The organism is Streptomyces cinnabarinus (assembly GCF_027270315.1).
Classification (GTDB): Bacteria; Actinomycetota; Actinomycetes; order Streptomycetales; family Streptomycetaceae; genus Streptomyces; species Streptomyces cinnabarinus.
The window spans coordinates 5,296,688-5,322,250 of sequence record NZ_CP114413.1 but is presented as its reverse complement, the minus strand read 5'-3'; the positions used below and the strand labels follow the sequence as shown (position 1 = coordinate 5,322,250).

Genomic DNA, 25,563 nt, shown 5'->3' with positions numbered 1-25,563 from the left:
CTTCAGTCTTCTCTCGGTCTCGATGTGGGTTGCGACTACCAGCGGTAGTGCGCGAAGGCCTTGTTGGACTCGGCCATCTTGTGGGTGTCCTCGCGCTTCTTCACAGCGGCACCGAGGCCGTTGGAGGCGTCGAGAAGCTCGTTGAGCAGACGCTCGGTCATGGTCTTCTCGCGACGGGCGCGGGAGTAACCGACCAGCCAGCGCAGCGCGAGCGTGTTGGCACGACCGGGCTTGACCTCGATCGGAACCTGGTACGTCGCACCACCGACACGGCGGGACTTGACCTCGAGGGTCGGCTTGATGTTCTCCAGAGCGCGCTTCAGCGTGATGATCGGGTCGTTGCCCGTCTTCTCACGCAGGCCCTCCATGGCGCCGTAGACGATGCGCTCGGCGGTGGAGCGCTTGCCGTTCAGCAGCACCTTGTTGATGAGCGACGTGACAAGAGGAGAACCGTAGACCGGGTCGATGATGACCGGGCGCTTCGGGGCGGGGCCCTTACGAGGCATTCTTACTTCTCCTTCTTGGCGCCGTAGCGGCTGCGGGCCTGCTTGCGGTTCTTGACACCCTGGGTGTCGAGGGAACCGCGGATGATCTTGTAGCGAACACCCGGCAGGTCCTTCACACGGCCACCACGCACGAGCACGATGGAGTGCTCCTGCAGGTTGTGTCCCTCACCCGGAATGTAAGCGGTGACCTCGATCCCGCTGGTCAGACGCACACGCGCGACCTTACGCAGGGCCGAGTTCGGCTTCTTCGGGGTGGTCGTGAACACACGCGTGCACACGCCGCGACGCTGGGGCGAACCCTCGAGTGCGGGCGTCTTGTTCTTCTCGACCTTGTCCTGCCGGCCCTTGCGGACCAGCTGCTGGATCGTAGGCACTACTTCTCCGGTTTCTGTGTGCCGAATGGTGAAGCTAACCTGGAACGTCGCCGACCCACGCGGTCGGGTGTGTCGAATCCGGCGGACTCCCGCCGCGAGGCGAAAAGAGCACAGATTGCGGTGGCCGCTCACAGCTCGCTATGCGGTTGAAGGCACGCACGAGAGCCAGGGCACACCCCAGGCACAAGGTCTGAGCGTACCTACCTCATTCGCTGCGGTCAAAACAAATGGACCGCACCCGGATCACCCGGCAGAACATGTCAAGCCCCTGCGCCGTAAGTGATCTTCGAATGGAGGTCATCCCGAGACGATCCCGGCGATCGCCGCGATCGTCAGGAGCGCCAGCCAGCCGGCCGTCGACAGCCAGCCGAGCACCAGCCCGGTGAGCGCGAGCCCGTCGCCGCCCTCGCCGGTCCGCTGTATCTCGGCGCGTGCCGAGTGCCCCAGGACCACGGCGGGTATGCCGGTGAGTCCGAAACTGGCCAGGCACAGCAGCCCGCAGACCGCCGAGCCGACCGCCTTCCCGTTCGTCCGGGGGCGCGGTACGGCGATGAAGGGCTGCGGTACGGCGATGAAGGTCCCCGAGCCGTGCGCCACGGGCCCGTTGGGCAGATCGGCGACGAGCAGGCCCAACTCCCCCACCGTACGGGCGGTGTACGCCCTGGCGACGCGCTTCTCGAACTCGGGCTGCTCCAGACGCCCTTCCCCGAACCCCGCCCTGAGCACGTCCACCGCACGCTCGCGGTCGGCGTGCGAGGCGAGCATCGACGGGGCACCGCCCGGTCCGGCCCACGGCTGTCCGGCCCATGGCTGGGGGACGGCGCCGCCCTGCCACGGCTGCCACGACGGTTGCGTCATGGAGCACCTCCCCCGTACTCGTCGGAGTCCCTCCATCATCCGCCGAACCGGCATTTCCGGCACCGGGCGCGGACCCGGAGAAAACCCGGAGGCGTCCCCCAGGGGAGCGGCTCCGGATGCGGGCCCCCGGCGCCGCGAACAGACTGTGGATCATGTCCGCGCCGCAGGGGCCGCCCCCCGAGCCCCCGCCGCCCCCAGCGCCCTCGCCCTCCCCCACCTCGACGTTCATGCGGAACGCGGCCCTGGTCGCGGCACCCGGCACCATCGCCTTCGCGCTGCTCTACTACTTCGGCAGCATCTACATCAAGGCGTACTACACCGCCCTCGGCGTCCCCCCGGAGGACCTCGGGTTCTCCATCCAGGGCGTCGTGTCCAACAGCACCAGCGGTGTCTTCGTCCCGGTGTGCCTGCTGCTGGCCGGCGGGCTGATCGTGTTCCTGCTGCTCGGCTGGCTGAACCCGGCGCTGGCCGGGCCGGAGCGCGCGGAGCTGCGCCGGAAGGTGATCAGATGGCTGCTTGTCGTCGGTGTGGCCCTGGTGGTGTTCGGCTTCCCGACGTTCTTCACGGACACGGTGACGCTCTTCCCGGCGGGCTGGCCCCGCCGGTTCCTGCCGGCTCTGGTGGTCGCGGCGGGCGCCACCCTCGCCGTCTTCGCCGTCCAGTTGCGGCTGAGCGAGGACCCGGGCGCCCGCCGCCGCCGAACCGCCCGCGGGACCGAGCCGACCTGGCTGGCGGGCGGCACGCTCCTGCTCGGGCTGCTGACGCTGAGCCTGTTCTACGAGATGGCGCTCTATGTGGCGGACGTCGGCCGGGGCGACGCCATGGTCCACGCGGACCAGGGCTACCAGGGCTCCCCGTTCGTGGTGGTCCATTCCCGGGTGCCCCTCGCGCACAGCGCGCTGGGCATCACCTACGAGGACCACGGCACCAAGACCGCGCCGTACCGCCATGTCTACCGCGGCTTCCGTATCGTCGCGAAGGCGCCGACCCGCTTCTATCTGATCTCCCAGGCATCGCAGAGCTACGCCGACCGCCACCTGGTGGTGCTGCCGGACGACGGCATGGCCTGGCTGGAGATCATGGCCGACTGAGGGGCTCGCTCAGGGGATCTCGTACTCGTCGGGGATATCCGTCGGCACCTCGTCGGTCGGGACTTCCGTAGGAACTTCCGTGGGCACCTCGGTGGGAGTCGCCGGCGCGGGTTCGGTGGTGGGCGGCGCCGCGGTCGGGTCCGTGTCCCCCACGGCTTCCCCGGAGACAGGGACGGTGAGACTGGAGCCGTCGTCCATGGTGAACGTCAACTCACCGCTGTACGGACCCGGTTCCACCGGGGTGACCTTGATCCCCACATCGCAGGGCGGCGTCTTCCCCACGCACTCCTGGCTGACCTCGCCCTGGGCCTCCGAGCTGTCCCATCTGACGCCCTGAAGCTGGGACGGGTTCTCATTCGAGCCCTGGACCTGCACATCCCCCTCGACCGCCTCCCCCGGCTTGGTCCGCGGCAGCTTGATCGCCGAGGTCGAACCGCCCCCGGAGTCACTGCCCGGGAAGACCGAAGCCAGCCGGTCCGCCTCCGAGGTCGGCTCCCCCGTCCCGTCCGCCTCGAACCCGGTGGGACGGGACTGCTGCTGCCCGGAGTCGTCCCCGCCCCCACAGGCCGCCGTGGCCGCCAGCACGGCCGTCGCCGCCGCTACCGCGAACACCCGGGCAATCGCTGACGTCATGACGCCGGCACCTCCGCTTCCGCTCGGCTGGGTCCGGCCCAACCTCGCACAGCGGCAAGGCCCGGACGGGGACCCCAGGAGGGGACACGGAGCGATCACTCGAACGCCGACCCGAACACGCCGAAGGGCGGCCACCCCGAAGGGTGACCGCCCGTCAAGCGGATACTCGCTTACTGGTTGTACGGACCGTAGTCGTAGTCCTCCAGCGGAACGGCCTGGCCGGAGCCGGTGCCGAACGGCGAGTAGTCGATGTCGTCGTAGCCGACGGCCGAGTACATCGCGGCCTTGGCCTCCTCGGTGGGCTCCACCCGGATGTTGCGGTAGCGGGACAGACCCGTACCGGCCGGGATGAGCTTACCGATGATGACGTTCTCCTTGAGGCCGATGAGCGAGTCGGACTTGGCGTTGATCGCCGCGTCCGTGAGGACTCGCGTCGTCTCCTGGAAGGACGCCGCCGACAGCCAGGACTCCGTGGCCAGCGAGGCCTTGGTGATACCCATGAGCTGCGGACGACCGGAGGCCGGGTGACCGCCCTCCTGCACCACACGACGGTTCTCGGTCTCGAACTTCGAGCGCTCGACCAGCTCGCCGGGCAGCAGCTCGGCGTCGCCGGACTCGATGATCGTCACACGGCGCAGCATCTGCCGGATGATGATCTCGATGTGCTTGTCGTGGATCGACACACCCTGCGAGTTGTAGACCTTCTGGACCTCGCCGACCAGGTGGACCTGGACGGCACGCTGACCCAGGATGCGCAGCACGTCGTGCGGGTTGGTGGCACCCACGGTGAGCTGCTGGCCCACCTCGACGTGGTCGCCCTCGCGGACCAGGACCTTGGCACGCTTGGAGATCGGGAACGCCGTCTCGTCGCTGCCGTCGTCCGGGGTGACGACGAGCTTCTTGGTCTTCTCGGTCTCCTCGATCCGGACGCGGCCGGAGGCCTCGGAGATCGGGGCGACACCCTTCGGCGTACGGGCCTCGAAGAGCTCGACGACACGGGGCAGACCCTGGGTGATGTCGTCACCGGCCACACCACCGGTGTGGAAGGTACGCATCGTCAGCTGGGTACCGGGCTCACCGATGGACTGGGCGGCGATGATGCCGACCGCCTCACCGATGTCGACCAGCTTGCCGGTGGCCAGCGAGCGGCCGTAGCACATGGCGCAGGTGCCGACGGCAGACTCGCAGGTCAGGACCGAGCGGGTCTTGACCGTCTCGATGCCCGCGGCGACCAGCTGGTCGATCAGGACGTCACCGAGGTCGACGCCCGCCGGGGCGAGCACCTTGCCGTCGACGACGATGTCCTCGGCGAGGCAGCGCGCGTACACGCTGGTCTCGGCGTTGTCCGCCTTGCGCAGGACGCCGTCGGCGCCGCGCTCGGCGATGTCCAGCTTGAGGCCGCGCTCGGTGCCGCAGTCCTCCTCGCGGATGATGACGTCCTGCGAGACGTCCACCAGACGACGGGTCAGGTAACCCGAGTCAGCGGTACGCAGGGCGGTGTCCGCCAGACCCTTACGGGCACCGTGCGTGGAGATGAAGTACTCCAGCACGGACAGGCCCTCACGGAAGGACGCCTTGATCGGACGCGGGATGGTCTCGTTCTTCGCGTTCGACACCAGACCACGCATACCGGCGATCTGCCGCATCTGCATCATGTTTCCTCGGGCACCCGAGTCAACCATCATGAAGATGGGGTTCGTCTTGGGGAAGTTCTCGTTCATCGCCTCGGCGACCTCGTTGGTCGCCTTGGTCCAGATCGCGATGAGCTCCTGAGTGCGCTCTTCCTTGGTGATCAGACCGCGCTCGTACTGCTTCTGGACCTTCTCGTCCTGCGCCTCGTAGCCGCGGACGATCTCCTTCTTCGCCTCGGGAACGACGACGTCGGAGATGGCCACGGTGACACCGGAACGGGTCGCCCAGTAGAAGCCCGCCGCCTTCAGGTTGTCGAGCGTCGCCGCCACGATGACCTTGGGGTAGCGCTCGGCCAGGTCGTTGACGATCTCGGAGAGCTGCTTCTTGCCCACCGAGTAGTCGACGAACGGGTAGTCCTCGGGCAGCAGCTCGTTGAAGAGCGCGCGGCCCAGGGTCGTCCGCAGGCGGAAGGTGTCACCCTGCTGCCACTCGGGCTCGCCCTCCTCCTGCGCCGGCGGGGTCCAGCCGCGCGGCGGGATGGTGCCCACCGGGAAGCGGATGTCGATCGCCGACTGCAGCGCGAGCTCACCGGCGTCGAACGCCATGATCGCCTCGGCCGTGGAGCCGAAGGACCGGCCCTCGCCCTTGGTGTCGCGCAGCTCGCCGTCGGTGGTGAGGAAGAACAGACCGAGGACCATGTCCTGGGTCGGCATCGTCACCGGACGACCGTCGGCGGGCTTGAGGATGTTGTTCGAGGACAGCATCAGGATGCGGGCCTCGGCCTGCGCCTCCGCGGACAGCGGCAGGTGCACGGCCATCTGGTCACCGTCGAAGTCCGCGTTGAACGCGGTGCAGACGAGCGGGTGGATCTGGATGGCCTTGCCCTCGACCAGCTGCGGCTCGAAGGCCTGGATGCCGAGGCGGTGCAGGGTGGGAGCACGGTTCAGCAGCACCGGGTGCTCGGCGATGACCTCTTCGAGGACGTCGTACACGACCGTGCGGCCGCGCTCCACCATGCGCTTGGCGCTCTTGATGTTCTGCGCGTGGTTCAGGTCGACCAGGCGCTTCATCACGAACGGCTTGAAGAGCTCCAGCGCCATGGCCTTCGGCAGACCGCACTGGTGCAGCTTGAGCTGCGGGCCGACGACGATGACGGAACGCGCGGAGTAGTCCACACGCTTGCCGAGCAGGTTCTGACGGAATCGACCCTGCTTGCCCTTCAGCATGTCGCTGAGGGACTTCAGCGGGCGGTTACCGGGACCGGTGACCGGGCGACCACGACGACCGTTGTCGAAGAGGGCGTCAACGGCCTCCTGAAGCATGCGCTTCTCGTTGTTGACGATGATCTCCGGAGCACCCAGGTCGAGCAGGCGCTTCAGACGGTTGTTGCGGTTGATCACACGGCGGTACAGGTCGTTCAGGTCGGAGGTCGCGAAGCGGCCACCGTCCAGCTGCACCATCGGGCGAAGGTCCGGCGGGATGACCGGCACGCAGTCGAGCACCATGCCCTTGGGGCTGTTGCTGGTCTGCAGGAACGCGGAGACGACCTTCAGGCGCTTGAGCGCACGGGTCTTCTTCTGGCCCTTGCCGGTACGGATGATCTCGCGGAGCTTCTCGGCCTCCTCGTCGAGGTCGAAGGACTCCAGGCGCTTCTGCAGCGCCGCGGCACCCATCGAGCCGTCGAAGTACGTGCCGAAGCGGTCACGCAGCTCGCGGTAGAGGAGCTCGTCGCCCTCCAGGTCCTGGACCTTGAGGTTCTTGAAGCGGGTCCACACCTCGTCGAGACGGTCGATCTCGCGCTGCGCACGGTCGCGCAGCTGCTTCATCTCACGCTCGGCACCCTCGCGCACCTTGCGGCGCACGTCGGCCTTGGCGCCCTCGGCCTCCAGCTCGGCCAGGTCGGTCTCGAGCTTCTTGGCGCGGGCCTCCAGGTCGGCGTCGCGACGGTTCTCGACCTGCTGACGCTCCACGGAGACATGCGCCTCCAGGGAGGGCAGGTCGCGGGTGCGGCGCTCCTCGTCGACGTACGTGATCATGTACGCCGCGAAGTAGATGACCTTCTCCAGGTCCTTCGGGGCGAGGTCGAGCAGGTAGCCGAGGCGCGACGGAACGCCCTTGAAGTACCAGATGTGGGTGACGGGCGCGGCCAGCTCGATGTGGCCCATCCGCTCACGGCGCACCTTGGCGCGAGTCACCTCGACGCCACAGCGCTCACAGATGATGCCCTTGAACCGGACACGCTTGTACTTGCCGCAGTAGCACTCCCAGTCCCGGGTCGGACCGAAGATCTTCTCGCAGAAGAGTCCGTCCTTTTCGGGCTTGAGGGTGCGGTAGTTGATGGTCTCGGGCTTCTTGACCTCACCGTGGCTCCACTGACGGATGTCGTCAGCGGTGGCCAGGCCGATCCGGAGCTCGTCGAAGAAGTTGACGTCGAGCACTATGCGTCAATCCCTCTCAGGGTTGTAAGTCTTTGGGTCTGATACGGGGGTCCTGGGGCCGGAGGCCTTCGTGGTGAAGGCCTCCGGACTCCCGTCAGACCTCTTCGACGCTGCTCGGCTCGCGCCGGGACAGGTCGATGCCGAGCTCCTCCGCGGCGCGGAAGACATCCTCGTCGGTGTCACGCATCTCGATGGACATACCGTCGCTGGACAGCACCTCCACGTTCAGGCACAGGGACTGCATCTCCTTGATGAGCACCTTGAAGGACTCGGGGATGCCGGGCTCGGGGATGTTCTCGCCCTTGACGATGGCCTCGTAGACCTTCACGCGGCCGGTGACGTCGTCGGACTTGATGGTCAGCAGCTCCTGGAGGGCGTACGCGGCGCCGTAAGCCTCCAGCGCCCACACCTCCATCTCACCGAACCGCTGGCCACCGAACTGAGCCTTACCACCCAGCGGCTGCTGGGTGATCATGGAGTACGGACCGGTCGACCGGGCGTGCAGCTTGTCGTCGACCAGGTGGTGGAGCTTGAGGATGTACATGTACCCGACCGAGATCGGGTCCGGGAACGGCTCACCGCTACGGCCGTCGAACAGCCGCGCCTTACCGGTCGGGAGCACCATGCGCTCGCCGTCGCGGTTCGGGATGGTGTGGTTCAGCAGACCCGCGAGCTCGTCCTCGCGCGCACCGTCGAAGACCGGGGTCGCGACGTTCGTGCCCGGGGCGACCTGGTCGGCGCCGATCACCTGAAGGCGCTGCGCCCACTCGTCCGCGAGACCGGAGACGTCCCAGCCGCGGCTGGCGAGCCAGCCGAGGTGGATCTCCAGCACCTGTCCCGGGTTCATTCGGGACGGCACACCCAGCGGGTTGAGGATGATGTCGACCGGGGTGCCGTCCTCCAGGAACGGCATGTCCTCGATCGGCAGGATCTTCGAGATGACGCCCTTGTTGCCGTGGCGGCCGGCGAGCTTGTCACCGTCGGTGATCTTGCGCTTCTGCGCGACGTAGACGCGCACCAGCTGGTTCACACCGGGGGGAAGCTCGTCGCCCTCCTCGCGGTCGAAGACGCGGACGCCGATGACCTTGCCGGTCTCGCCGTGCGGCACCTTCAGCGAGGTGTCACGGACCTCACGGGCCTTCTCACCGAAGATCGCGCGCAGCAGGCGCTCCTCCGGCGTCAGCTCGGTCTCACCCTTGGGCGTGACCTTGCCGACGAGGATGTCGCCGGCGATGACCTCGGCGCCGATGCGGATGATGCCGCGCTCGTCGAGGTCGGCGAGGACCTCCTCGGAGACGTTCGGGATGTCCCGGGTGATCTCCTCGGGGCCGAGCTTGGTGTCACGCGCGTCGACCTCGTGCTCCTCGATGTGGATCGAGGAGAGGACGTCGTCCTGCACGAGGCGCTGCGACAGGATGATCGCGTCCTCGTAGTTGTGACCCTCCCACGGCATGAACGCCACGAGCAGGTTCTTGCCCAGCGCCATCTCGCCGTTCTCGGTGGCCGCGCCGTCGGCGAGGACCTGGCCCTCGATGACGCGGTCGCCCTCGTCGATGATGACCTTCTGGTTGACCGAGGTGCCCTGGTTGGAGCGGGCGAACTTGGCCAGGCGGTACGTGATGTACGTGCCGTCGTCGTTGGCGGTGGTGATGTAGTCCGCGGAGACCTCCTGGACCACACCCGCCTTCTCGGCCTTGACCACGTCACCGGCGTCGACGGCGGAGCGGTACTCCATGCCGGTGCCGACGAGCGGGGCCTCGGACTTAATCAGCGGCACGGCCTGACGCATCATGTTCGCGCCCATGAGGGCACGGTTGGCGTCGTCGTGCTCGAGGAACGGGATCATGGCGGTCGCGACCGACACCATCTGGCGCGGCGAGACGTCCATGTAGTCGACGTCCTCGCCACCGACGTAGTCGACCTCGCCGCCACGGCGGCGGACCAGGACGCGGGCCTCGGCGAACCGCATGTCGTCGTTGAGCGTGGCGTTGGCCTGCGCGATGACGAACCGGTCCTCCTCGTCGGCGGTCAGGTAGTCCACCTCGTCGGTGACCTGGCCGTCGACGACCTTGCGGTACGGCGTCTCGACGAAGCCGAACGCGTTGACCCGGCCGTAGGAGGCGAGCGAACCGATCAGACCGATGTTCGGGCCTTCGGGCGTCTCGATCGGGCACATGCGGCCGTAGTGCGAGGGGTGCACGTCACGGACCTCGAAGCCGGCCCGCTCACGGGAGAGACCACCCGGGCCAAGAGCCGACAGACGGCGCTTGTGGGTGAGACCCGACAGCGGGTTGTTCTGGTCCATGAACTGCGACAGCTGGCTGGTGCCGAAGAACTCCTTGATGGAGGCGACGACCGGCCGGATGTTGATCAGGGTCTGCGGCGTGATCGCCTCGACGTCCTGAGTCGTCATGCGCTCACGGACGACGCGCTCCATACGCGCCAGGCCCGTACGGACCTGGTTCTGGATGAGCTCGCCGACGCTGCGCAGACGACGGTTGCCGAAGTGGTCGATGTCGTCGGTCTCGACGACGATCGTCTGGCCGTTGTCCGCGGCCGTCTCGGTCTCACCGGCGTGCAGCTTCACCAGGTACTTGATCGTCGAGATGACGTCCTCGACGGTCAGGATGCCCGCGTCGAGCGGAGCCTCCGCACCCAGCTTCTTGTTGACCTTGTAGCGGCCGACCTTGGCCAGGTCGTAGCGCTTGGGGTTGAAGTACAGGTTCTCCAGCAGCGTCTGCGCGGCCTCACGCGTGGGGGGCTCGCCCGGACGCAGCTTGCGGTAGATGTCGAGCAGCGCGTCGTCCTGGCCCTGGGTGTGGTCCTTCTCCAGGGTGGCGCGCATGGACTCGTACTCGCCGAACTCCTCCAGGATCTGCTCGGTCGTCCAACCGAGAGCCTTGAGCAGAACGGTCACGGACTGCTTGCGCTTGCGGTCGATACGCACACCGACCATGTCACGCTTGTCGATCTCCATCTCCAGCCAGGCACCCCGGGACGGGATGATCTTGGCCGAGAAGATGTCCTTGTCGGACGTCTTGTCGATGGAGGAGTCGAAGTAGACACCGGGCGAACGGACCAGCTGCGACACCACGACACGCTCGGTGCCGTTGATGACGAAGGTGCCCTTGTGCGTCATGAGCGGGAAGTCGCCCATGAAGACCGTCTGAGACTTGATCTCGCCGGTCTCGTTGTTGGTGAACTCAGCCGTCACGAAGAGCGGGGCCGCATACGTGAAGTCGCGGTCCTTGCACTCGTCGATGCTGTTCTTCGGGGGCTCGAAACGGTGGTCGCGGAACGTCAGCGACATCGACCCGGAGAAGTCCTCGATCGGGGAGATCTCCTCGAAGATCTCCTCCAGACCGGACTTGGTGGGGACGTCCTGACCCGACTCCAGAGCCGCCTCGACCCGACTCTGCCAGGCGGTGTTCCCGAGCAGCCAGTCAAAGCTCTCGGTCTGCAGCGCGAGCAGGTTGGGAACCTCGAGGGGCTCCTTGATCTTTGCAAAGGAGATGCGCAGCGGGGCGGTGCTGGCGCCGTTGTTCGTATTCGCGGTCGAGGCAGTGCGCGAGGCGGCCAAGAGGGGGTCCTTCCGAGGGCTCGGACTCACTACGCGCGTACCGGCCCCTCTCCGGGGCACGGGGACAGGTTCCCCATTTTGGCTGTTTGGCCAGGTCAGGGGTGGTCCGGTCGTCTGTGCTCAGGTGAGGGCATGCCCCTGGTGACGGGCAGGGGACAGCTAACAGGCAGCGCAAAGGGTCAGTGTAGCCACTTGGCACACTGATGTCCAGTGCGGGTTTTTCGCGACCCTTGTTGTGCTCAACGCCCTCGTTCTCAACGCCCTCGGCATGCCCGCCCTCGATGCACGTTGATACTGCCCTCTTCGCCGTCGATCCATGCCTCGGATTCGGACCGTTGTGACGACGCGTCCTGAGAATTGCGCGCTGCGTGCGGTTCGTCAAGGCCTGTCTTGCCGAAACCGGGGTCCGCCGGAGACACGACGAAGATCACCATACCCCCCGCGACCTCGGGTGCAAGGCAACCGCGGCCTGCCCTCCAGGAACGACGAAGAGCGACCACCCGGATGGATGATCGCTCTTCGGTGCGCTCGCGTTACAGCCCTACGGGGCCGAAATCAGCTCGCGGTGAGTCCGTGCGGACCCGTGAGGTGTTACTTGACCTCGACGGAGGCGCCGGCGCCCTTGAGGGACTCGGCGGCCTTCTCGGCGGCGTCCTTGGCAACCTTCTCGAGGACGGGCTTCGGGGCGCCGTCCACCAGGTCCTTGGCCTCCTTCAGGCCGAGGGAGGTCAGCTCACGCACGACCTTGATGACCTGGATCTTCTTGTCGCCGGCACCGGTGAGGATGACGTCGAACTCGTCCTTCTCCTCGACGGCCTCGGCGGCGCCACCAGCGGCACCACCGGCGACGACGACCGGCGCGGCAGCGGCGGCGGTGACGTCGAACTTCTCCTCGAAGGCCTTCACGAACTCGGAGAGCTCGATGAGGGTCATCTCCTCGAACTGCGCAAGCAGGTCTTCCTGGGTGAGCTTCGCCATGATGGCGGTCCTTCCACTAATTCGGCAGGTGCCGGATGTACTGGGTGAGGCGGGCGTACGTTCGGGCCCGCTGCGACCCGTGCCGTGGGGCACGGATCAGAAAGCGAGCCGAATTACTCGGCACCGCCCTGCTCGGCCTGCTTGGCGCGAAGAGCGTCCACGGTGCGGACGAGCTTCGACGGCAGCGCCTGGAAGACAGAGGCAGCCTGGGACTGCTTGCCCTTCATCGCGCCGGCCAGCTTGCTGAGCAGAACCTCGCGGGACTCGAGGTCCGCAAGCTTCTTGATCTCATCGGCGGACAGCGCCTTGCCGTCAAGGACACCGCCCTTGATGATGAGATTCGGGTTGTCCTTGGCGAAGTCACGAAGACCCTTCGCCGACTCCACCGGGTCACCGGTGACGAAGGCGACGGCAGTCGGACCAGCGAAGAGCTGGTCGTCCAGCGTGATCCCGGCCTCGTTGGCCGCAATCTTGGTCAGCGTGTTCTTCACCACGGCGTACTGGGCGTTCTCACCGAGCGAACGACGCAGCGTCTTGAGCTGCGCCACGGTGAGACCGCGGTACTCGGTCAGCACGGCGGCGTTCGAGCTGCGGAACTTGTCCGTCAGCTCGGCAACCGCGGCAGCCTTGTCGGGCCTCGCCATAGAGCCTCGGCCTCCTTCCGGGTGATTCGGACCGCGCGGACCCGAAGGAGGACTGGGGAAAACGAAACGCCCCGGCGCAGGCGCTCGGGGCGTAGCTCGACCGGCAATCCCCTGAAAGGGGCTCCGGGAGCACTTCCACAGTCACCTGCGCGGGTCGTCCGCAGTTCAGCGGATCCTTCGGCCACCGCACCCTCTTGCGAGCGCACGGCAACGACCAGCGGTCTTTGGCTTCTGTAGGAGCGTACGCGACCGGATCCCCGTCAAGCAAATCCGGTCCTACGCCGCTCAGCTGCTCTCGAGATCGTTCATCATGTCCGCCAGGTCCATGGTGTCCTTGGCGGGCGGGGCCTTGATGGTCACCGGCTTGTTGTAGTCGAGGAAGGTGATGGTGAGGTCGAGCCGGCCCTTGTCCGCCTCGCCCTTCATCCGGAACTGCTTGGTGTGGTCGTCGCCGTCGATCCACATGTCCATGGTCATCTCGTCGACGCCCATGTCCTCGTACTGCTTGATGCTCTTCTCGCGCTTCTCGCGCGTCTCCTTGTCCTCGTCCTTGAAGGAGTCGCGGAGCGTGTCGAGCGTGACGGTGCCCTGGTAGTGGGTCGTCTCGACGCCGTCGACCTTCTCGGTGCCGAGCTTCTTCACGTCCTTGGCGCCGGTGAGGAAGGTGGACTCGGTGGCCGGGTTCTGCTCGGCCTGGCCGGCCCCGGGAGCGCCCCCGCCGAGGTCCTCGCCGCCGAGCGCGGACATGTCGAACTTGATCCAGCTCTTGCCGTCCATCTCCTTGGCCATCTCGGCGTTGCCGCCGATGTACATGGCCTTGTCGACGAGCCGGATCTCGGCGGAGCCGTCCGCCCCCTGGTCCAGGGCCGTCATCTTCATGCTCATCGCCACATCGGGCTTCATGCGCATGGACGCCTCGGCCTTGACCCGGCCCTGCTCCGGCACCTCACCCGTCATGCGGTAGCGCAGGGACGTGATGTCGTCCGAGTTCTTCGCGGCCTTGGCCACGGCGGCCGCGGGCGTCATCTTCGGGGAGTCCCCGGCCGTCCCCTCGGCATCGCCCTTGGAACAGCTCACCGCGCCCGCGGCGAGGGCCACGGCGGCCAGCCCGGCACCGATCGTCCTACGGCGCGCGGAACGTCGTACAGCAGTCATTCGGTTCCCCCCAGGAACACTTGAGCGATTCACAGCGGAACGCGAGCCTAACCGATCAGTAGCAAAGCGGTCCCTTGAATTCCGGGCGGCCCCGGCAGGGTCCGGAAACGGGAACGGGCCCCGCACCTCGAAAGGTGCGGGGCCCGTCAGGCCTCGGGCGCTCAGACGGCGGCCGGGTCCTCCTCGACGAGGAGGTTGCGGGTGCGGTTCGGGTCGACCGGAATGCCGGGGCCCATCGTGGTGGTGATGGCGGCCTTCTTGATGTAGCGACCCTTGGCGGCGGACGGCTTCAGACGGAGGATCTCCTCCAGGGCCGCGCCGTAGTTCTCCACCAGCTTGGCGTCGTCGAAGGACGCCTTGCCGATGATGAAGTGCAGGTTCGAGTGCTTGTCGACGCGGAACTCGATCTTGCCGCCCTTGATCTCGTTGACCGCCTTGGCGACGTCGGGCGTCACGGTGCCGGTCTTCGGGTTGGGCATGAGACCACGCGGGCCGAGGACGCGGCCGAGGCGGCCGACCTTGCCCATGAGGTCCGGGGTGGCGACGACGGCGTCGAACTCGTTGAGGCGGTTGCCCTTCGAGATCTCGTCGATGAGCTCGTCGGAGCCGACGATGTCGGCGCCCGCGGCCTCCGCGGCCGCAGCACGGTCACCGGTCGCGAAGACCAGGACCCGGGCAGTCTTGCCGGTGCCGTGCGGCAGGTTCACGGTGCCACGGACCATCTGGTCGGCCTTGCGCGGGTCGACACCCAGACGGAAGGCGACCTCGACGGTGCCGTCGAACTTGGTCGTGGAGGTCTCCTTGGCGAGACGGACGGCCTCGAGCGGGGCGTAGAGCTTGTCCCGGTCGATCTTGGCGTCCGCAGCGCGGAGAGACTTGCTGCGCTTGCTCACTACTGCTCCTGGGGTTTCTTTAGGAGTTGTGGTCCAGGCCGAGCAGGCCCTGCCACTACTGCTGGGAGGTTGGGGTTCAGCCCTCGACCGTGATGCCCATGGAGCGGGCGGTGCCGGCGATGATCTTCGCGGCGGCGTCCAGGTCGTTGGCGTTGAGGTCGGGCATCTTGGTGGTGGCGATCTCGCGGACCTGCGCCTCGGTGATCTTGGCGACCTTGGTCTTGTGCGGCTCGCCGGAGCCCTTCTCCACGCCCGCGGCCTTGAGGATCATCTTCGCGGCCGGCGGAGTCTTGGTCACGAAGGTGAAGGAGCGGTCCTCGTAGACCGTGATCTCCACCGGGATGACCCAACCGCGCTGCGACTCGGTCGCGGCGTTGTAGGCCTTGCAGAACTCCATGATGTTGACGCCGTGCTGACCCAGCGCGGGGCCGACCGGCGGAGCCGGGTTGGCGGCACCGGCCTGGATCTGGAGCTTGATGAGCCCCGTGACCTTCTTCTTCTTGGGAGGCATAGCTCTCCGGGTCCTTTCGATTCGGGTCCTGCCCGCACCCGGGGACCACCCGGACGCAGGCATACCGCACAACGATAACGGGTATGGATGCGCGGCCAAAAACCGAGCAGGTCAGGCGATGCCTGACCTGCTCGGAAGCGTTCGTCCAGAAAGAGTCAGTTCTTCTGGATCTGGTCGAAGCTCAGCTCGACCGGGGTCTCGCGACCGAAGATCTCCACCAGACCCTTGACCTTCTTGGAGTCGGGGTTGATCTCGTTGATCGTCGCCTGGAGCGTGGCGAACGGACCGTCGGTGACGGTGACCGAGTCGCCGACCTCGAAGTCCAGCACCTGGACCTCGACCTTGCGGGCCGGAGCCGGCTTGCCCTCGGCCTCGGCGGCCTCGCGGGCGGCCTTCTCCTCGGCCTCCGGGGCGAGCATCTTGACGATCTCGTCCAGGGTCAGCGGGTACGGGTCGTAGGCGTTGCCCACGAAGCCGGTGACGCCGGGGGTGTTGCGGACGACACCCCAGGACTCGTTGGTCAGGTCCATGCGCACCAGGACATAGCCGGGGAGCTTGTTCTGGCGGATGGTCTTGCGGTCGCCGTTCTTGATCTGGACGACCTCTTCCTGCGGCACCTCGGCCTGGAAGATGTAGTCCTCGACGTTGAGCGAGACGGCGCGCTGCTCCAGGTTGGTCTTCACGCGGTTCTCGTACCCGGCGTAGGTGTGGATGACGTACCACTCGCCGGGCAGGGTGCGCAGCTCCTCGCGCAGGGCGGCGACGGGGTCGACCGGCTCGGCCGGCTCTTCCTCGACCGGCTCTTCCTCGGCCTCGGCCTCGGTCTCGTCCTCGACGTGCACGGCCGCTTCCTCGGCGGGCTCGCCCGCCTCGGCGTCGGCAGCCTCGACCTCGTCCAGGTCCTCGTCCGCGCCCTCGACGATGTCGAGCTCGTCCTCCACGGACACGGTCTCGTCCGGCTCGACGGCGTCGTTCAGGTTCTGGTCAGACACGGTGGCTGCTTCTTCCTGGATACATAGGGGTGGAACATGCGAAAAGGGGCGCCGGTAACCGCGGCGCCCTTCGCTCCTTGCTCAGCCGAAGACGTACTTGGCGGCGTGGTCGAGCCCATAGTCAATCACGGTCACCAGGCCGATCATGATGACGACAAAGACAATCACCACGGTCGTGTAAGTCGTCAGCTGGCTGCGCGATGGCCAGACGACCTTGCGGAGCTCTGCGACGATCTGCCGGTAGAAGAGGGCAAGGCGCTTCAGCGGGCCCTTCTTGGCACGCTTACCGCCCTTGCGGGTCTTCTTCTTGGAATCCGGCGCTTCGTCCTCGGCATCAGGCATGTCGATGGAGCCCACGGCGTCCGTCACTCGTCCTCACCTGATTCCGGGTCGTGGCCGTGCCGCGCCCGGTCTGAGCCGCACGGCGGTGCATTGCTGTACGTACATGCGCACACATCCTGGCGAAGGTGTGTGTAGCAGGGCCGGAGGGACTTGAACCCCCAACCGCTGGTTTTGGAGACCAGTGCTCTACCAATTGAGCTACGACCCTTTGTGTGTTCCCCAACGTACCGCATCCGGACGGGTGCTCGGTGTGCACCGTATGAGTGCGGGCTGCTGAAGGCCAACGAGGTGAGAGTGTACGTGGTCTCGGGCCCCTCGTCGAACAGAAAGTGCCCGTAGGCGCCTTGGGGATGAAAGATCGCCCAGCGTGCGCGGTGGATCCGGACGGTTGTTCAGTCGTTGTTCAGTCTGTGAAACCCGCGTGCCGGGCCTGTTTCGGGTCTGGAACGATGGGCCCATGAGCGCTGCAACCCCTCCCACCGAGCGCCGGGTCTCCGCCCGAGTCGGCGCGATCTCCGAGTCCGCCACCCTCGCCGTGGACGCCAAGGCCAAGGCCCTCAAGGCCGCCGGGCGACCGGTGATCGGCTTCGGCGCCGGTGAGCCCGACTTCCCGACGCCCGACTACATCGTCGAGGCCGCCATCGAGGCGTGCAAGAACCCCAAGTACCACCGCTACACCCCGGCCGGCGGTCTGCCCGAGCTGAAGGCCGCGATCGCCGCCAAGACGCTGCGCGACTCCGGCTATGAGCCCGACGTCTCGCAGATCCTGGTCACCAACGGCGGCAAGCAGGCGATCTACGAGGCCTTCGCCGCGATCCTCGACCCGGGCGACGAGGTCATCGTCCCGGCGCCGTACTGGACGACGTACCCGGAGTCCATCCGCCTGGCCGGCGGTGTCCCGGTCGAGGTCGTCGCGGACGAGACGACCAACTACCGCGTCTCCGTGGAGCAGCTGGAGGCCGCGCGCACGGAGAAGACCAAGGTCGTCCTGTTCGTGTCGCCGTCCAACCCGACCGGCGCCGTCTACAGCGAGGCCGACACCGAGGCGATCGGCCGCTGGGCCGTCGAGCACGGCCTGTGGGTGATGACGGACGAGATCTACGAGCACCTGGTCTACGGCGACGCCGCCGCGGTCTCCCTGCCGGGGCTGCTGCCCGAGCTGCGCGACAAGTGCGTCGTGGTCAACGGTGTCGCCAAGACGTACGCCATGACCGGCTGGCGGGTCGGCTGGGTCATCGGCCCGAAGGACGTGGTGAAGGCCGCGACCAACCTCCAGTCGCACGCGACGTCGAACGTCTCGAACGTGGCGCAGGTGGCCGCGCTCGCCGCCGTCTCCGGTGACCTGGACGCGGTCGCGACGATGCGCGAGGCCTTCGACCGCCGCCGGAAGACGATCGTGCGGATGCTCAACGAGATCGACGGCGTGCTCTGCCCGGAGCCCGAGGGCGCCTTCTACGCGTACCCGTCGGTCAAGGGCCTGCTGGGCAAGGAGATCCGCGGCAAGCGTCCGCAGAGCAGCGTGGAGCTGGCCGAGCTGATCCTGGAGGAGGCCGAGGTCGCGGTCGTCCCGGGCGAGGCGTTCGGCACGCCGGGCTATCTGCGGCTGTCGTACGCGCTCGGTGACGAGGACCTCGTCGAGGGCGTCAGCCGGATCCAGAAGCTGCTGGCCGAGGCCAGGTAGCCGAGGCTTCGCGCAGGGCACCCGGGGGCGTCCCGGGTGCCCTGTTTCTTTGTGCGAGCAAGACCACGAACGGGGAAAGCGGTACCGGGACGGCGGTTGCGTACGGCAGGATCCTGGGATGGAGCGTGTACGTGATGTCTCTGAGCTGCCGAAAGCCCATCTGCACCTGCACTTCACCGGATCGATGCGGCCCGGCACCGTCCTGGAACTGGCCGACAAGTACGGCGTGCGCCTGCCCGAGGTGCTCACGGAAGCCCTGACGAGCGGGGAGCCGCCCCGACTGCGGGCGACGGACGAGCGGGGCTGGTTCCGCTTCCAGCGGCTGTACGACGCGGCGCGCTCGTGCCTGCGGCAGCCCGAGGACATTCAGCGCCTGGTGCGCGAGGCGGCCGAGGAGGATCTGAAGGACGGCTCGGGCTGGCTGGAGATCCAGGTGGACCCGACGTCGTACGCGCCCCGGCTCGGTGGGCTGATCCCGGCGCTGGAGATCATCCTGGACGCGGTGGAGACGACGTCGCGGGAGACGGGGCTCGGGATGCGGGTCCTGGTGGCGGCGAACCGGATGAAGCACCCGCTGGACGCCCGCACGCTGGCACGGCTGGCAGTGCGGTACGCGGACCGGGGCGTGGTCGGCTTCGGGCTGTCCAACGACGAGCGGCGGGGCATGGCCCGCGACTTCGACCGGGCGTTCTCCATCGCCCGCGAGGGCGGACTGCTCTCCGCCCCGCACGGCGGCGAGCTGACCGGCCCCGCCTCGGTCCGCGACTGCCTGGACGACCTGGACGCCGACCGGATCGGCCACGGCGTGCGCGCGGCGGAGGACCCGCGGCTGCTGAAGCGCCTGGCCGACCGGGGCGTGACCTGCGAGGTGTGCCCGGCGTCGAACGTGGCCCTCGGCGTCTACGAGAAGCCGGGGGACGTTCCCCTGCGCACCCTGTTCGAGGCCGGTGTCCCGCTGGCCCTGGGCGCGGACGACCCCCTGCTCTTCGGCTCCCGGCTCGCGGCCCAGTACGACATCGCGCGCCGGCACCACGCCTTCACGGACGCGGAACTGGCGGAACTGGCCCGGCAGTCGGTACGGGCGTCCGCGGCGCCGGAGGAGGTCAAGGCGCGGCTGCTGTCCGGTGTGGACGAGTGGCTGACTCGCCCGGCCGCCTGAAGTGGGCGTACGGCGGATAGGGCTTGAAGCAGATCAGGACCTCGACGGGGTGCCCTCCGCCGGGCGGCTGGACCAGCGCCAGGCAGCCCATCATCGTCGAGCGTCCTTTGGCGACGCCCTTCTGATGCGGCCCGAGGCCTGCCGCGCGGGCGAGTTCGGAGGCGGTCTGGGCGAACACGTCCCGGCTGCCGAACAGGAAGAACGTCCGCGCGTGGGTGACGTGCCGCATGTCGTCGCGGTCCCGTCGCTCCTGCCAGGTCTTGGCGTCCCTCGCGGTGCGCGCCTCGTCGGTGCCGACGGTCAGCGGGGTGCCCTGGCGCAGCCTGGCGCGCAGCGCGGGCCACTGGCTGGGGCGCAGACCCAGCGTGTGGTGGGCGAGGACCAGGTCGACGCGCTCGCCCACGCCCTCGTCGGGCGGGACTCCGTCGCGCAGCGGAACGTGGACGATCGTGTGCCGGGAGCAGGCGGCGAAGGAGAAGAGTCCGGCCAGCCGGCTCAGGCCGTCGTGGTCACCGAACAGCATGCCGATGGGGTCGGGCGCCGTCAGTGAGGTGTGGCGCAGGGGGGTGCGGGGCTGGACGACGCGGTGTTCGTACGGTCCGGTCCGGGGTCTGAACTCGGTCAGCCTCAGCCGCATGTGCGATGCCTCATGCCCTCAGGGTCGGGGGCCGGCGTCGTCCGGCGCAACGGAGATTCCGCTCAGCAGGGTCCGGGCGAGCCGGGCGGCGAAGTCGTCCACGGGCGGGCGTCTGCCGTCCGGGGTGGCGTCGTAGGCGAAGGCGCGCTGGGCGCAGGCGCCGAGGAGCAGGGAGGCGGCCGCGAAGGTGTCGGCGTCCGCCCGGACGCGGCCCGCGGTCCGCTCGGCGCGCAGATAGGCGTCCAGGGCCTCGATCGGCATGTGCGGGCCCGCGCCGATCTTGCGCAGCGCGTCGTCGTGCCGCCGCTTGAGCTGTGCCTCGGCGTACAGGGAGGCGGCGATCGGGAAGCTCTGCTCGTAGAAGAGGGCCGCCTGCCGGGCGATCCGGGTCAGGTTGCCCTCCAGGGTGCCGGTCCCGGGCTCGGCCGTGAGCCCGCTGAGCAGCGGTGTCAGCCGGGGCAGCCGCTCGCTGAGGACCCGGACGAACAGCTCTTCCTTGCTCTCGAAGTACTTGTAGAGCGCGGCCTCGGAGCATCCGGCCGCCTTGGCGATCTCCTTGGTGGTGGCCCGGGCGAGCCCGACGGTGAGCATCAGGTCATGGGCGGCGTCGAGGATACGGACGCGGGCGGGCTTCTGAGCGGATTCCACGGATGGGGACCTTACCGGGGTTGACGAGTGGGTGAGTACTTACCCACCCTAGAGACAAGGCAGGGGTGAGTGAATACTCACCCACCAATTCACGGCGTAGTGGGGAGAGGCCATGAAGCTCACGGTCTTCGGTGCCACCGGCGGCATCGGCCAGGAGATCGTCCGGCAGGCGCTGACCGCCGGGCACCAGGTGACGGCGGTCGTACGGGATCCCGCGCGGCTCCCGGTGACGGGCGCGGGCCTGGAGGTGTTCCGCGCGGATCTGACCGACCCGGAGGCCGTACGTCCCGCGGTGGCCGGCCGCGGCGCGGTGCTGTCCGGCCTCGGCGCCCGCAGCCGCAAGGACGCCGGGGTCACCGCCCGGCTCACCCGCGCGGTGCTGCGGGCCATGGAGGCCGAGGGCACCCGGCGGCTGCTGGTGGTGAGCGCGGCCCCGCTCGGACCGGCCGCGGCACAGGACGGGCCCCTCGACCGCGCGATGCGCGCCGCGGTCTCCGCGGTCCTCAAGGGCGTCTACGACGACCTCAGGGAGATGGAGGCCGAGCTCGCCCGCAGCGCCGTGGACTGGACCTCGGTACGCCCGCCCCGGCTCCAGGACAAGCCGCTCACCGGGATGTACCGCACAGTGGTCGGCGGCACCCCGGCCAGGAGCCGCTTCATCGGCCGCGCGGACGTGGCGCACGCGATGCTGGCGATGACCGAGGACGCGGGGACGGTGAAGCAGGGGGTGGGGGTGGCCTACTGACCCCTGCCCTGGGCCGACTGGGCCTAGAGGCTGACGCCCACCGTCACCGGCTCGTTGACCAGCGTGATCCCGAAGGCCTCGCGGACTCCGGCGACGACCTCGCGGGCCAGCGCCAGCAGGTCCTCGGTGGTCGCCGCGCCCCGGTTGGTGAGGGCGAGGGTGTGCTTGGTGGAGATCCGCGCGGGCCCGCTGCCGTAGCCCTTGGTGAAGCCCGCCTTGTCGATCAGCCAGGCGGCGGAGGTCTTGGTGTGTCCCTCCCCCGCCGGGTAGGCCGGGGGCTGCACGCCGTCGCCGAGCCGCTCCTTCACGCGCGCGTGGAAGGCCGCGAACTGCTCGTCGGTGAGGATCGGGTTGGTGAAGAAGGATCCGGCGGACCAGGTGTCGTGGTCCTCGGGATCCAGGACCATGCCCTTCCCGGCGCGCAGCTTCAGGACGGTCTCCCGCGCGGAGGCGAGCGGCACCCGCTCACCGGGCTCGACACCGAGGGCGCGGGCGGTCTCGGCGTACTTGATCGGCCCGGACAGCCCGGCGGCGTCCTCCAGCTCGAACCGGACGCGCAGCACGACATACCGCTCGGGGTCCGCCTTGAAGCGGCTGTGGCGGTAGGAGAAGGCGCACTCCTCGTTCGTCAGCGTGACGGTCTCGCCGCCGCGGCGGTCGTAGGCGATCACCTCGGTGATGGTGGAGGAGACCTCCTGGCCGTACGCGCCGACGTTCTGGATCGGGGTCGCGCCCGCCGAGCCGGGGATGCCGGCCAGGCACTCGACCCCGGCGAGTCCCGCCTCGACGGTGCGGGCGACGGCGTCGGTCCACACCTCGCCCGCGGCGAGCTCCACGCGCGTGCCGTGGATCTCGAGTCCCTCGGTGGCGATGACGAGCGCGGTGCCCTCGAACCCCTTGTCGCCGATGACCAGGTTCGAGCCGCCGCCGATGAGCAGCAGCGGCGTGCCCGCGGCATCGGCCTCGCGGACGGCGGCGATCACCTCGGCGTCGGTGGTGGCGGTGACCAGCCGGGTGGCCGGTCCGCCCAGTCGGAAGGTGGTCAGCGGGGCGAGCGGGGCATCGTGGAGTTCCTGCACGCGCTCAAGGGTACGAGAACGGCCCCACCGGTCAGGGCGGGGCCGTCTTCGGTACGGCATCCAGGGCTCAGCTCAGCCGGCGGGCGGCCTCGGCCCAGTCGAGCGGGAGCTCGTCGCTCTTCGCCGTCCAGGTGGCGAACTTCGCGTCCCGCATGAGGGGGGCCAGGCCCCGGGAGGTCGGGGCGTGGGTGCCGGAGCGGGCGAAGGTCTTGAGGGCCTGCGGCGACTCCCAGGCGGACAGGGTCCAGAAGGTCCGCTTGAGCGGCTGCGCCTTCAGGGCGGCGCCGTACGCGCCGGGCGCCCGGCTGACCTGCCGCCACACGCCGGGTGTGCGGAGGAAGAACTTCAGCGCGCCCCAGCGGCTGCGGGTCTCGAAGCGGGAGGCGAAGACATGCACCTCGGCGCCGGTGGGCGGGGTGTTCGGGACGGTCCAGGGAAGCGTGGGCATGGTGTCCTCCTCAGCGGCCGGCGGTCTCGAGTACGGGGGCGGGCGCGTCCTGGCTCTCGACGCGCTCGGCGCGCCTGCGGCCCGGGATGCACAGGGCGGCGACTCCGGCGACGGCGACCAGCGAGGCGCCGGTCACCAGGGCGGGCTTCAGCCCGTCGACGAAGGTCTGTCCGGTCTCGTAGCCGCCCTGGGCCGCGAAGATCGACGACATGATGGCGATGCCGAGCGCGCCGCCCACCTCGCGCAGCGCGTTGTTGGCACCGGAGGCGACGCCCTGTTCCGAGGCCCGGACGCTGGACATCACCAGAGCGGAGGCCGGTGCGAAGAACAGGGCCATGCCGACGCCGCTGATGACCAGTCCGGGCAGCTGGATGCCGTAGGAGGCGTCCGCGGTGATGACGTAGGCCAGATAGCCGAGGCCGGCGGCCTGGAGGAAGAGGCCGGTGGCGACGACCGGGCGGCCGCCGATCCGGTCGGAGAGGATGCCGGCGATCGGCGCGACCAGCATCGGCATACCGGTCCAGGGCAGCATCCGCAGTCCCGCCTCGGTGGGCGAGTAGCCGAGCACGCCCTGCATGTACTGGCTGAGCAGGAAGATCGAGCCGAACATGCCGAGGAACATCAGCATGCTCGCGGCGTTGATCCCGGAGAAGGCACGGGAGCGGAACAGCCGCATCGGCAGCATCGGGTTCTTGGCGCGGGTGCTGTAGAGGACGAAGCCGACGAGCAGGGCGCCGCCGGCAAAGAGACCGGTGAGGACCAGGGGCGCGGCCCAGCCGTCGGCGGGGCCGCGGACCAGGCCGTAGACGATGCCGAAGAGGCCGCCGCTGGCCAGGAGGGTGCCGGGGAGGTCGAGCGGGGCGCCGGTGCCGTGGGACTCGGCGAGGCGAAGGCGGGCGAGCGGGAGCAGGATCAGGCCCAGCGGAACGTTCAGCCAGAAGATCCACTGCCAGGAGATGTGCTCGGTGAGGCTGCCGCCGATGAGCGGCCCGGAGGCGACCGCGAGCCCGTTGACCGCGCCCCAGATCCCGAACGCCATCCCGCGCTTGGCGGCGGGCACCGCGGCCGTCAGCAGAGTCAGCGTCAGCGGCATCATGATCGCCGCGCCGACGCCCTGCACCGCGCGGGCGGCGATCAGGGAGTCGATGCCGGGTGCCATGGCCGCGGCGGCGGAGGCGCCGGTGAAGATCGTGATCCCGACGAGGAAGAGCCGGCGGCGCCCGAAGCGGTCGCCGAGGGCCGCGCCGAACATCAGCAGGACGGCGAAGGTGAGGGTGTAGGCGCTCACCGTCCATTCCAGGTCGTGCAGTCCCCCGCCCAGGTCCTCCCGGATGGAGGGCAGCGCGGTGGTGACGACGAGGTTGTCCAGGGCCGCCATGAATCCGGCGACGCTGGTGATGACGAGGGCCCAGAGGGGTCCTCCACGAGGTGCGGTCTGCTGTGACATCTCTCCCCCAGAGGGTGCTCAGCGGTTCGGTTAGTAATTGATGACTAACTTCGACGATCATGAAAAGGCGCCAAAAACGCCTTCCTTGTGCCTCAGTGTTCGAGCCGCCCCTTGGTGCGGGCGGACGGGTAGAGCCCCTCCCACACCCGGTGCTCGGGCGGGAATCCCATGGCGACCAGGCAGTTGACGAGCATGCCGTACGCCAGGAACGTCGTCGTCTCGTTGACGTCGGCACCGAGCGGCAGGTGCACGGTGTCCCACAGTCGCATCCAGCCGTCGCGCACCGCCGCGCCGAACTCGTGGTCGCCCTCCTCCTCGGCGGCCCCTACGGCGACGTAGGTCTGCATCTGCATGAGCAGCCGCTCCGGGTGCTCGGCGATGACCTTGGTGTAGGCGTTCGCCATGGCATGCAGGGCCTCTTCGCCCTCCAGTCCCTCGGAGGCCTCCGCGAAGGTGCGGATGGTCTCCTCGACGCAGCGCGCCGCCGCCGCCAGGAAGATCGCCTTCTTGCCCGGGAAGAGCCGGAAGAGATACGGCTGCGAGACACCGACCCGCTTGGCGATCGCCTCGGTCGACGTGCCGTGGTAGCCACCGCGGGCGAACTCGCTCATCGCCGCGCGGATGACGCTCTCGCGCCGCTCCTCTGCGCTCATCCTGACCATGTTTGAAAGTTAGTACTCAATCACTAACTTCGTCAAGGGCCGAGGTGCCGCCGGTGCCGGGCTTCGTGGGCTGCCAGTTCTTCCGGCGTACCGAGGAAGGCGGGGCCGCAGCCCGCGGGGAGCCGCTGGACGACCATGGCGGCCGCCTCCAGGGCGGTGGCCACCGGGCCTACCACCTGGGTCCGGAGCGGGCCGGCGACCAGGTAGGCGCTCGCGGTGGCGGGCATGACGAAGGGGATGTCCCAGGTCCAGCGCGAGCCGGTGCAGCGGCTGAAGTGGAGCTCGCCCATTCCGGACCAGGGGAAGAGCTGCCGGAGGCGGGGTTCTGTGTAAGCCGCCTCCCACAGGTCGGCCCGTACGCGATGGTCGTCCCGTATGGCCTGCCAGGCTGCCGTTACCAGGGCGGCGGCGCGTTCGTCTGTGTCCACGG

Annotated in this window: 24 protein-coding genes and 1 tRNA gene; 4 read left to right on the top strand and 21 right to left on the bottom strand. The window is 68.5% G+C overall.

The window, feature by feature from the left end:
• Positions 1 to 35: 35 nt before the first annotated feature.
• From rpsG to STRCI_RS24160, 3 genes are all read right to left on the bottom strand, one after another.
• Positions 36 to 506 carry a 30S ribosomal protein S7 gene (gene rpsG / locus STRCI_RS24170; RefSeq protein WP_003992340.1) on the bottom strand — a complete coding sequence of 157 codons (471 nt, stop codon included), beginning with the start codon at positions 504 to 506 and terminating at the stop codon, positions 36 to 38.
• 2 nt (positions 507 to 508) lie between these two features.
• Positions 509 to 880, bottom strand: a complete 372-nt coding sequence (gene rpsL, locus STRCI_RS24165) for a 30S ribosomal protein S12 (protein WP_003948652.1) — start codon at positions 878 to 880, stop codon at positions 509 to 511.
• A 297-nt stretch (positions 881 to 1,177) separates the two neighbouring features.
• Positions 1,178 to 1,738 (bottom strand): DUF1707 and DUF4190 domain-containing protein, encoded by a 561-nt coding sequence (locus tag STRCI_RS24160; RefSeq protein ID WP_269661063.1) that lies wholly within the window; start codon positions 1,736 to 1,738, stop codon positions 1,178 to 1,180.
• A 152-nt stretch (positions 1,739 to 1,890) separates the two neighbouring features.
• Between STRCI_RS24160 and STRCI_RS24155 the strand changes: the two genes are divergently transcribed.
• Entirely contained in the window at positions 1,891 to 2,829 is a 939-nt protein-coding gene (locus STRCI_RS24155) for a hypothetical protein (RefSeq protein ID WP_269661061.1), read from the top strand.
• Between the two features lie 9 nt (positions 2,830 to 2,838).
• On the opposite strand, the gene STRCI_RS24150 is transcribed toward STRCI_RS24155, so the two are convergent.
• The 11 genes from STRCI_RS24150 to STRCI_RS24100 all read right to left on the bottom strand — a co-directional run bounded on the left by STRCI_RS24150 (position 2,839) and on the right by STRCI_RS24100 (position 16,835).
• On the bottom strand, positions 2,839 to 3,462 hold the full coding sequence (locus STRCI_RS24150) for a hypothetical protein (protein WP_269661060.1): 624 nt from the start codon (positions 3,460 to 3,462) through the stop codon (positions 2,839 to 2,841).
• Between the two features lie 170 nt (positions 3,463 to 3,632).
• Positions 3,633 to 7,532 (bottom strand): DNA-directed RNA polymerase subunit beta', encoded by a 3,900-nt coding sequence (locus tag STRCI_RS24145; protein WP_269661059.1) that lies wholly within the window; start codon positions 7,530 to 7,532, stop codon positions 3,633 to 3,635.
• Positions 7,533 to 7,626: 94 nt separating this feature from the next.
• The gene (gene rpoB, locus STRCI_RS24140) at positions 7,627 to 11,112 is read right to left on the bottom strand and encodes a DNA-directed RNA polymerase subunit beta (protein ID WP_269661058.1); all 3,486 of its coding nucleotides are present in this window, start codon (positions 11,110 to 11,112) and stop codon (positions 7,627 to 7,629) included.
• Between the two features lie 591 nt (positions 11,113 to 11,703).
• A complete protein-coding gene (gene rplL, locus STRCI_RS24135) occupies positions 11,704 to 12,090 on the bottom strand; it encodes a 50S ribosomal protein L7/L12 (RefSeq protein WP_269661057.1) in 387 nt (128 codons plus the stop codon).
• A 113-nt stretch (positions 12,091 to 12,203) separates the two neighbouring features.
• Positions 12,204 to 12,734, bottom strand: coding sequence for a 50S ribosomal protein L10 (gene rplJ / locus STRCI_RS24130; protein ID WP_269661056.1), 531 nt, complete (start codon positions 12,732 to 12,734; stop codon positions 12,204 to 12,206).
• 285 nt (positions 12,735 to 13,019) lie between these two features.
• Positions 13,020 to 13,889: an SCO4651 family lipoprotein gene (locus STRCI_RS24125; RefSeq protein ID WP_269661055.1), complete on the bottom strand. Its 870-nt coding sequence runs from the start codon at positions 13,887 to 13,889 to the stop codon at positions 13,020 to 13,022.
• Between the two features lie 161 nt (positions 13,890 to 14,050).
• Positions 14,051 to 14,782 (bottom strand): 50S ribosomal protein L1, encoded by a 732-nt coding sequence (gene rplA / locus STRCI_RS24120; RefSeq protein ID WP_269661054.1) that lies wholly within the window; start codon positions 14,780 to 14,782, stop codon positions 14,051 to 14,053.
• A 76-nt stretch (positions 14,783 to 14,858) separates the two neighbouring features.
• Positions 14,859 to 15,293: a 50S ribosomal protein L11 gene (gene rplK, locus STRCI_RS24115; RefSeq protein WP_186281124.1), complete on the bottom strand. Its 435-nt coding sequence runs from the start codon at positions 15,291 to 15,293 to the stop codon at positions 14,859 to 14,861.
• 155 nt (positions 15,294 to 15,448) lie between these two features.
• On the bottom strand, positions 15,449 to 16,285 hold the full coding sequence (gene nusG, locus STRCI_RS24110) for a transcription termination/antitermination protein NusG (protein ID WP_269661053.1): 837 nt from the start codon (positions 16,283 to 16,285) through the stop codon (positions 15,449 to 15,451).
• An 81-nt stretch (positions 16,286 to 16,366) separates the two neighbouring features.
• Positions 16,367 to 16,654 (bottom strand): preprotein translocase subunit SecE, encoded by a 288-nt coding sequence (secE, locus tag STRCI_RS24105; RefSeq protein WP_269661052.1) that lies wholly within the window; start codon positions 16,652 to 16,654, stop codon positions 16,367 to 16,369.
• Between the two features lie 108 nt (positions 16,655 to 16,762).
• Positions 16,763 to 16,835: transfer RNA gene (locus STRCI_RS24100), tRNA-Trp, on the bottom strand.
• A 249-nt stretch (positions 16,836 to 17,084) separates the two neighbouring features.
• Here STRCI_RS24100 and STRCI_RS24095 point away from each other — a divergent pair.
• Together STRCI_RS24095 and STRCI_RS24090 are read left to right on the top strand one after the other, a co-directional pair.
• Complete coding sequence (locus STRCI_RS24095) at positions 17,085 to 18,308, top strand: pyridoxal phosphate-dependent aminotransferase (RefSeq protein ID WP_269661051.1); 1,224 nt, start codon at positions 17,085 to 17,087, stop codon at positions 18,306 to 18,308.
• Positions 18,309 to 18,426: 118 nt separating this feature from the next.
• On the top strand, positions 18,427 to 19,467 hold the full coding sequence (locus STRCI_RS24090; protein WP_269661050.1) for an adenosine deaminase: 1,041 nt from the start codon (positions 18,427 to 18,429) through the stop codon (positions 19,465 to 19,467).
• Here the strand turns inward: STRCI_RS24090 and STRCI_RS24085 are convergent.
• On the bottom strand, positions 19,412 to 20,104 hold the full coding sequence (locus STRCI_RS24085; RefSeq protein ID WP_269661049.1) for a hypothetical protein: 693 nt from the start codon (positions 20,102 to 20,104) through the stop codon (positions 19,412 to 19,414). The two genes, STRCI_RS24090 and STRCI_RS24085, sit on opposite strands and share 56 nt — an antisense overlap.
• Before the next feature lie 18 nt (positions 20,105 to 20,122).
• On the bottom strand, positions 20,123 to 20,752 hold the full coding sequence (locus tag STRCI_RS24080) for a TetR/AcrR family transcriptional regulator (protein WP_269661048.1): 630 nt from the start codon (positions 20,750 to 20,752) through the stop codon (positions 20,123 to 20,125).
• A 112-nt stretch (positions 20,753 to 20,864) separates the two neighbouring features.
• Between STRCI_RS24080 and STRCI_RS24075 the strand changes: the two genes are divergently transcribed.
• Positions 20,865 to 21,497: an NAD(P)-dependent oxidoreductase gene (locus STRCI_RS24075; RefSeq protein ID WP_269661047.1), complete on the top strand. Its 633-nt coding sequence runs from the start codon at positions 20,865 to 20,867 to the stop codon at positions 21,495 to 21,497.
• A gap of 23 nt (positions 21,498 to 21,520) precedes the next feature.
• Here STRCI_RS24075 and STRCI_RS24070 read toward each other — a convergent pair whose 3' ends face one another.
• The 5 genes from STRCI_RS24070 to STRCI_RS24050 form a co-directional block, all read right to left on the bottom strand.
• Positions 21,521 to 22,636 carry a UDP-N-acetylmuramate dehydrogenase gene (locus tag STRCI_RS24070; RefSeq protein ID WP_269661046.1) on the bottom strand — a complete coding sequence of 372 codons (1,116 nt, stop codon included), beginning with the start codon at positions 22,634 to 22,636 and terminating at the stop codon, positions 21,521 to 21,523.
• A gap of 7 nt (positions 22,637 to 22,643) precedes the next feature.
• The gene (locus STRCI_RS24065; protein ID WP_269661045.1) at positions 22,644 to 23,024 is read right to left on the bottom strand and encodes a DUF3291 domain-containing protein; all 381 of its coding nucleotides are present in this window, start codon (positions 23,022 to 23,024) and stop codon (positions 22,644 to 22,646) included.
• Between the two features lie 10 nt (positions 23,025 to 23,034).
• A complete protein-coding gene (locus STRCI_RS24060; protein WP_269661044.1) occupies positions 23,035 to 24,471 on the bottom strand; it encodes an MFS transporter in 1,437 nt (478 codons plus the stop codon).
• A gap of 92 nt (positions 24,472 to 24,563) precedes the next feature.
• On the bottom strand, positions 24,564 to 25,133 hold the full coding sequence (locus STRCI_RS24055) for a TetR/AcrR family transcriptional regulator (protein ID WP_269661043.1): 570 nt from the start codon (positions 25,131 to 25,133) through the stop codon (positions 24,564 to 24,566).
• Between the two features lie 32 nt (positions 25,134 to 25,165).
• Positions 25,166 to 25,561 (bottom strand): DUF6193 family natural product biosynthesis protein, encoded by a 396-nt coding sequence (locus tag STRCI_RS24050; RefSeq protein WP_269661042.1) that lies wholly within the window; start codon positions 25,559 to 25,561, stop codon positions 25,166 to 25,168.
• Positions 25,562 to 25,563: the final 2 nt, after the last annotated feature.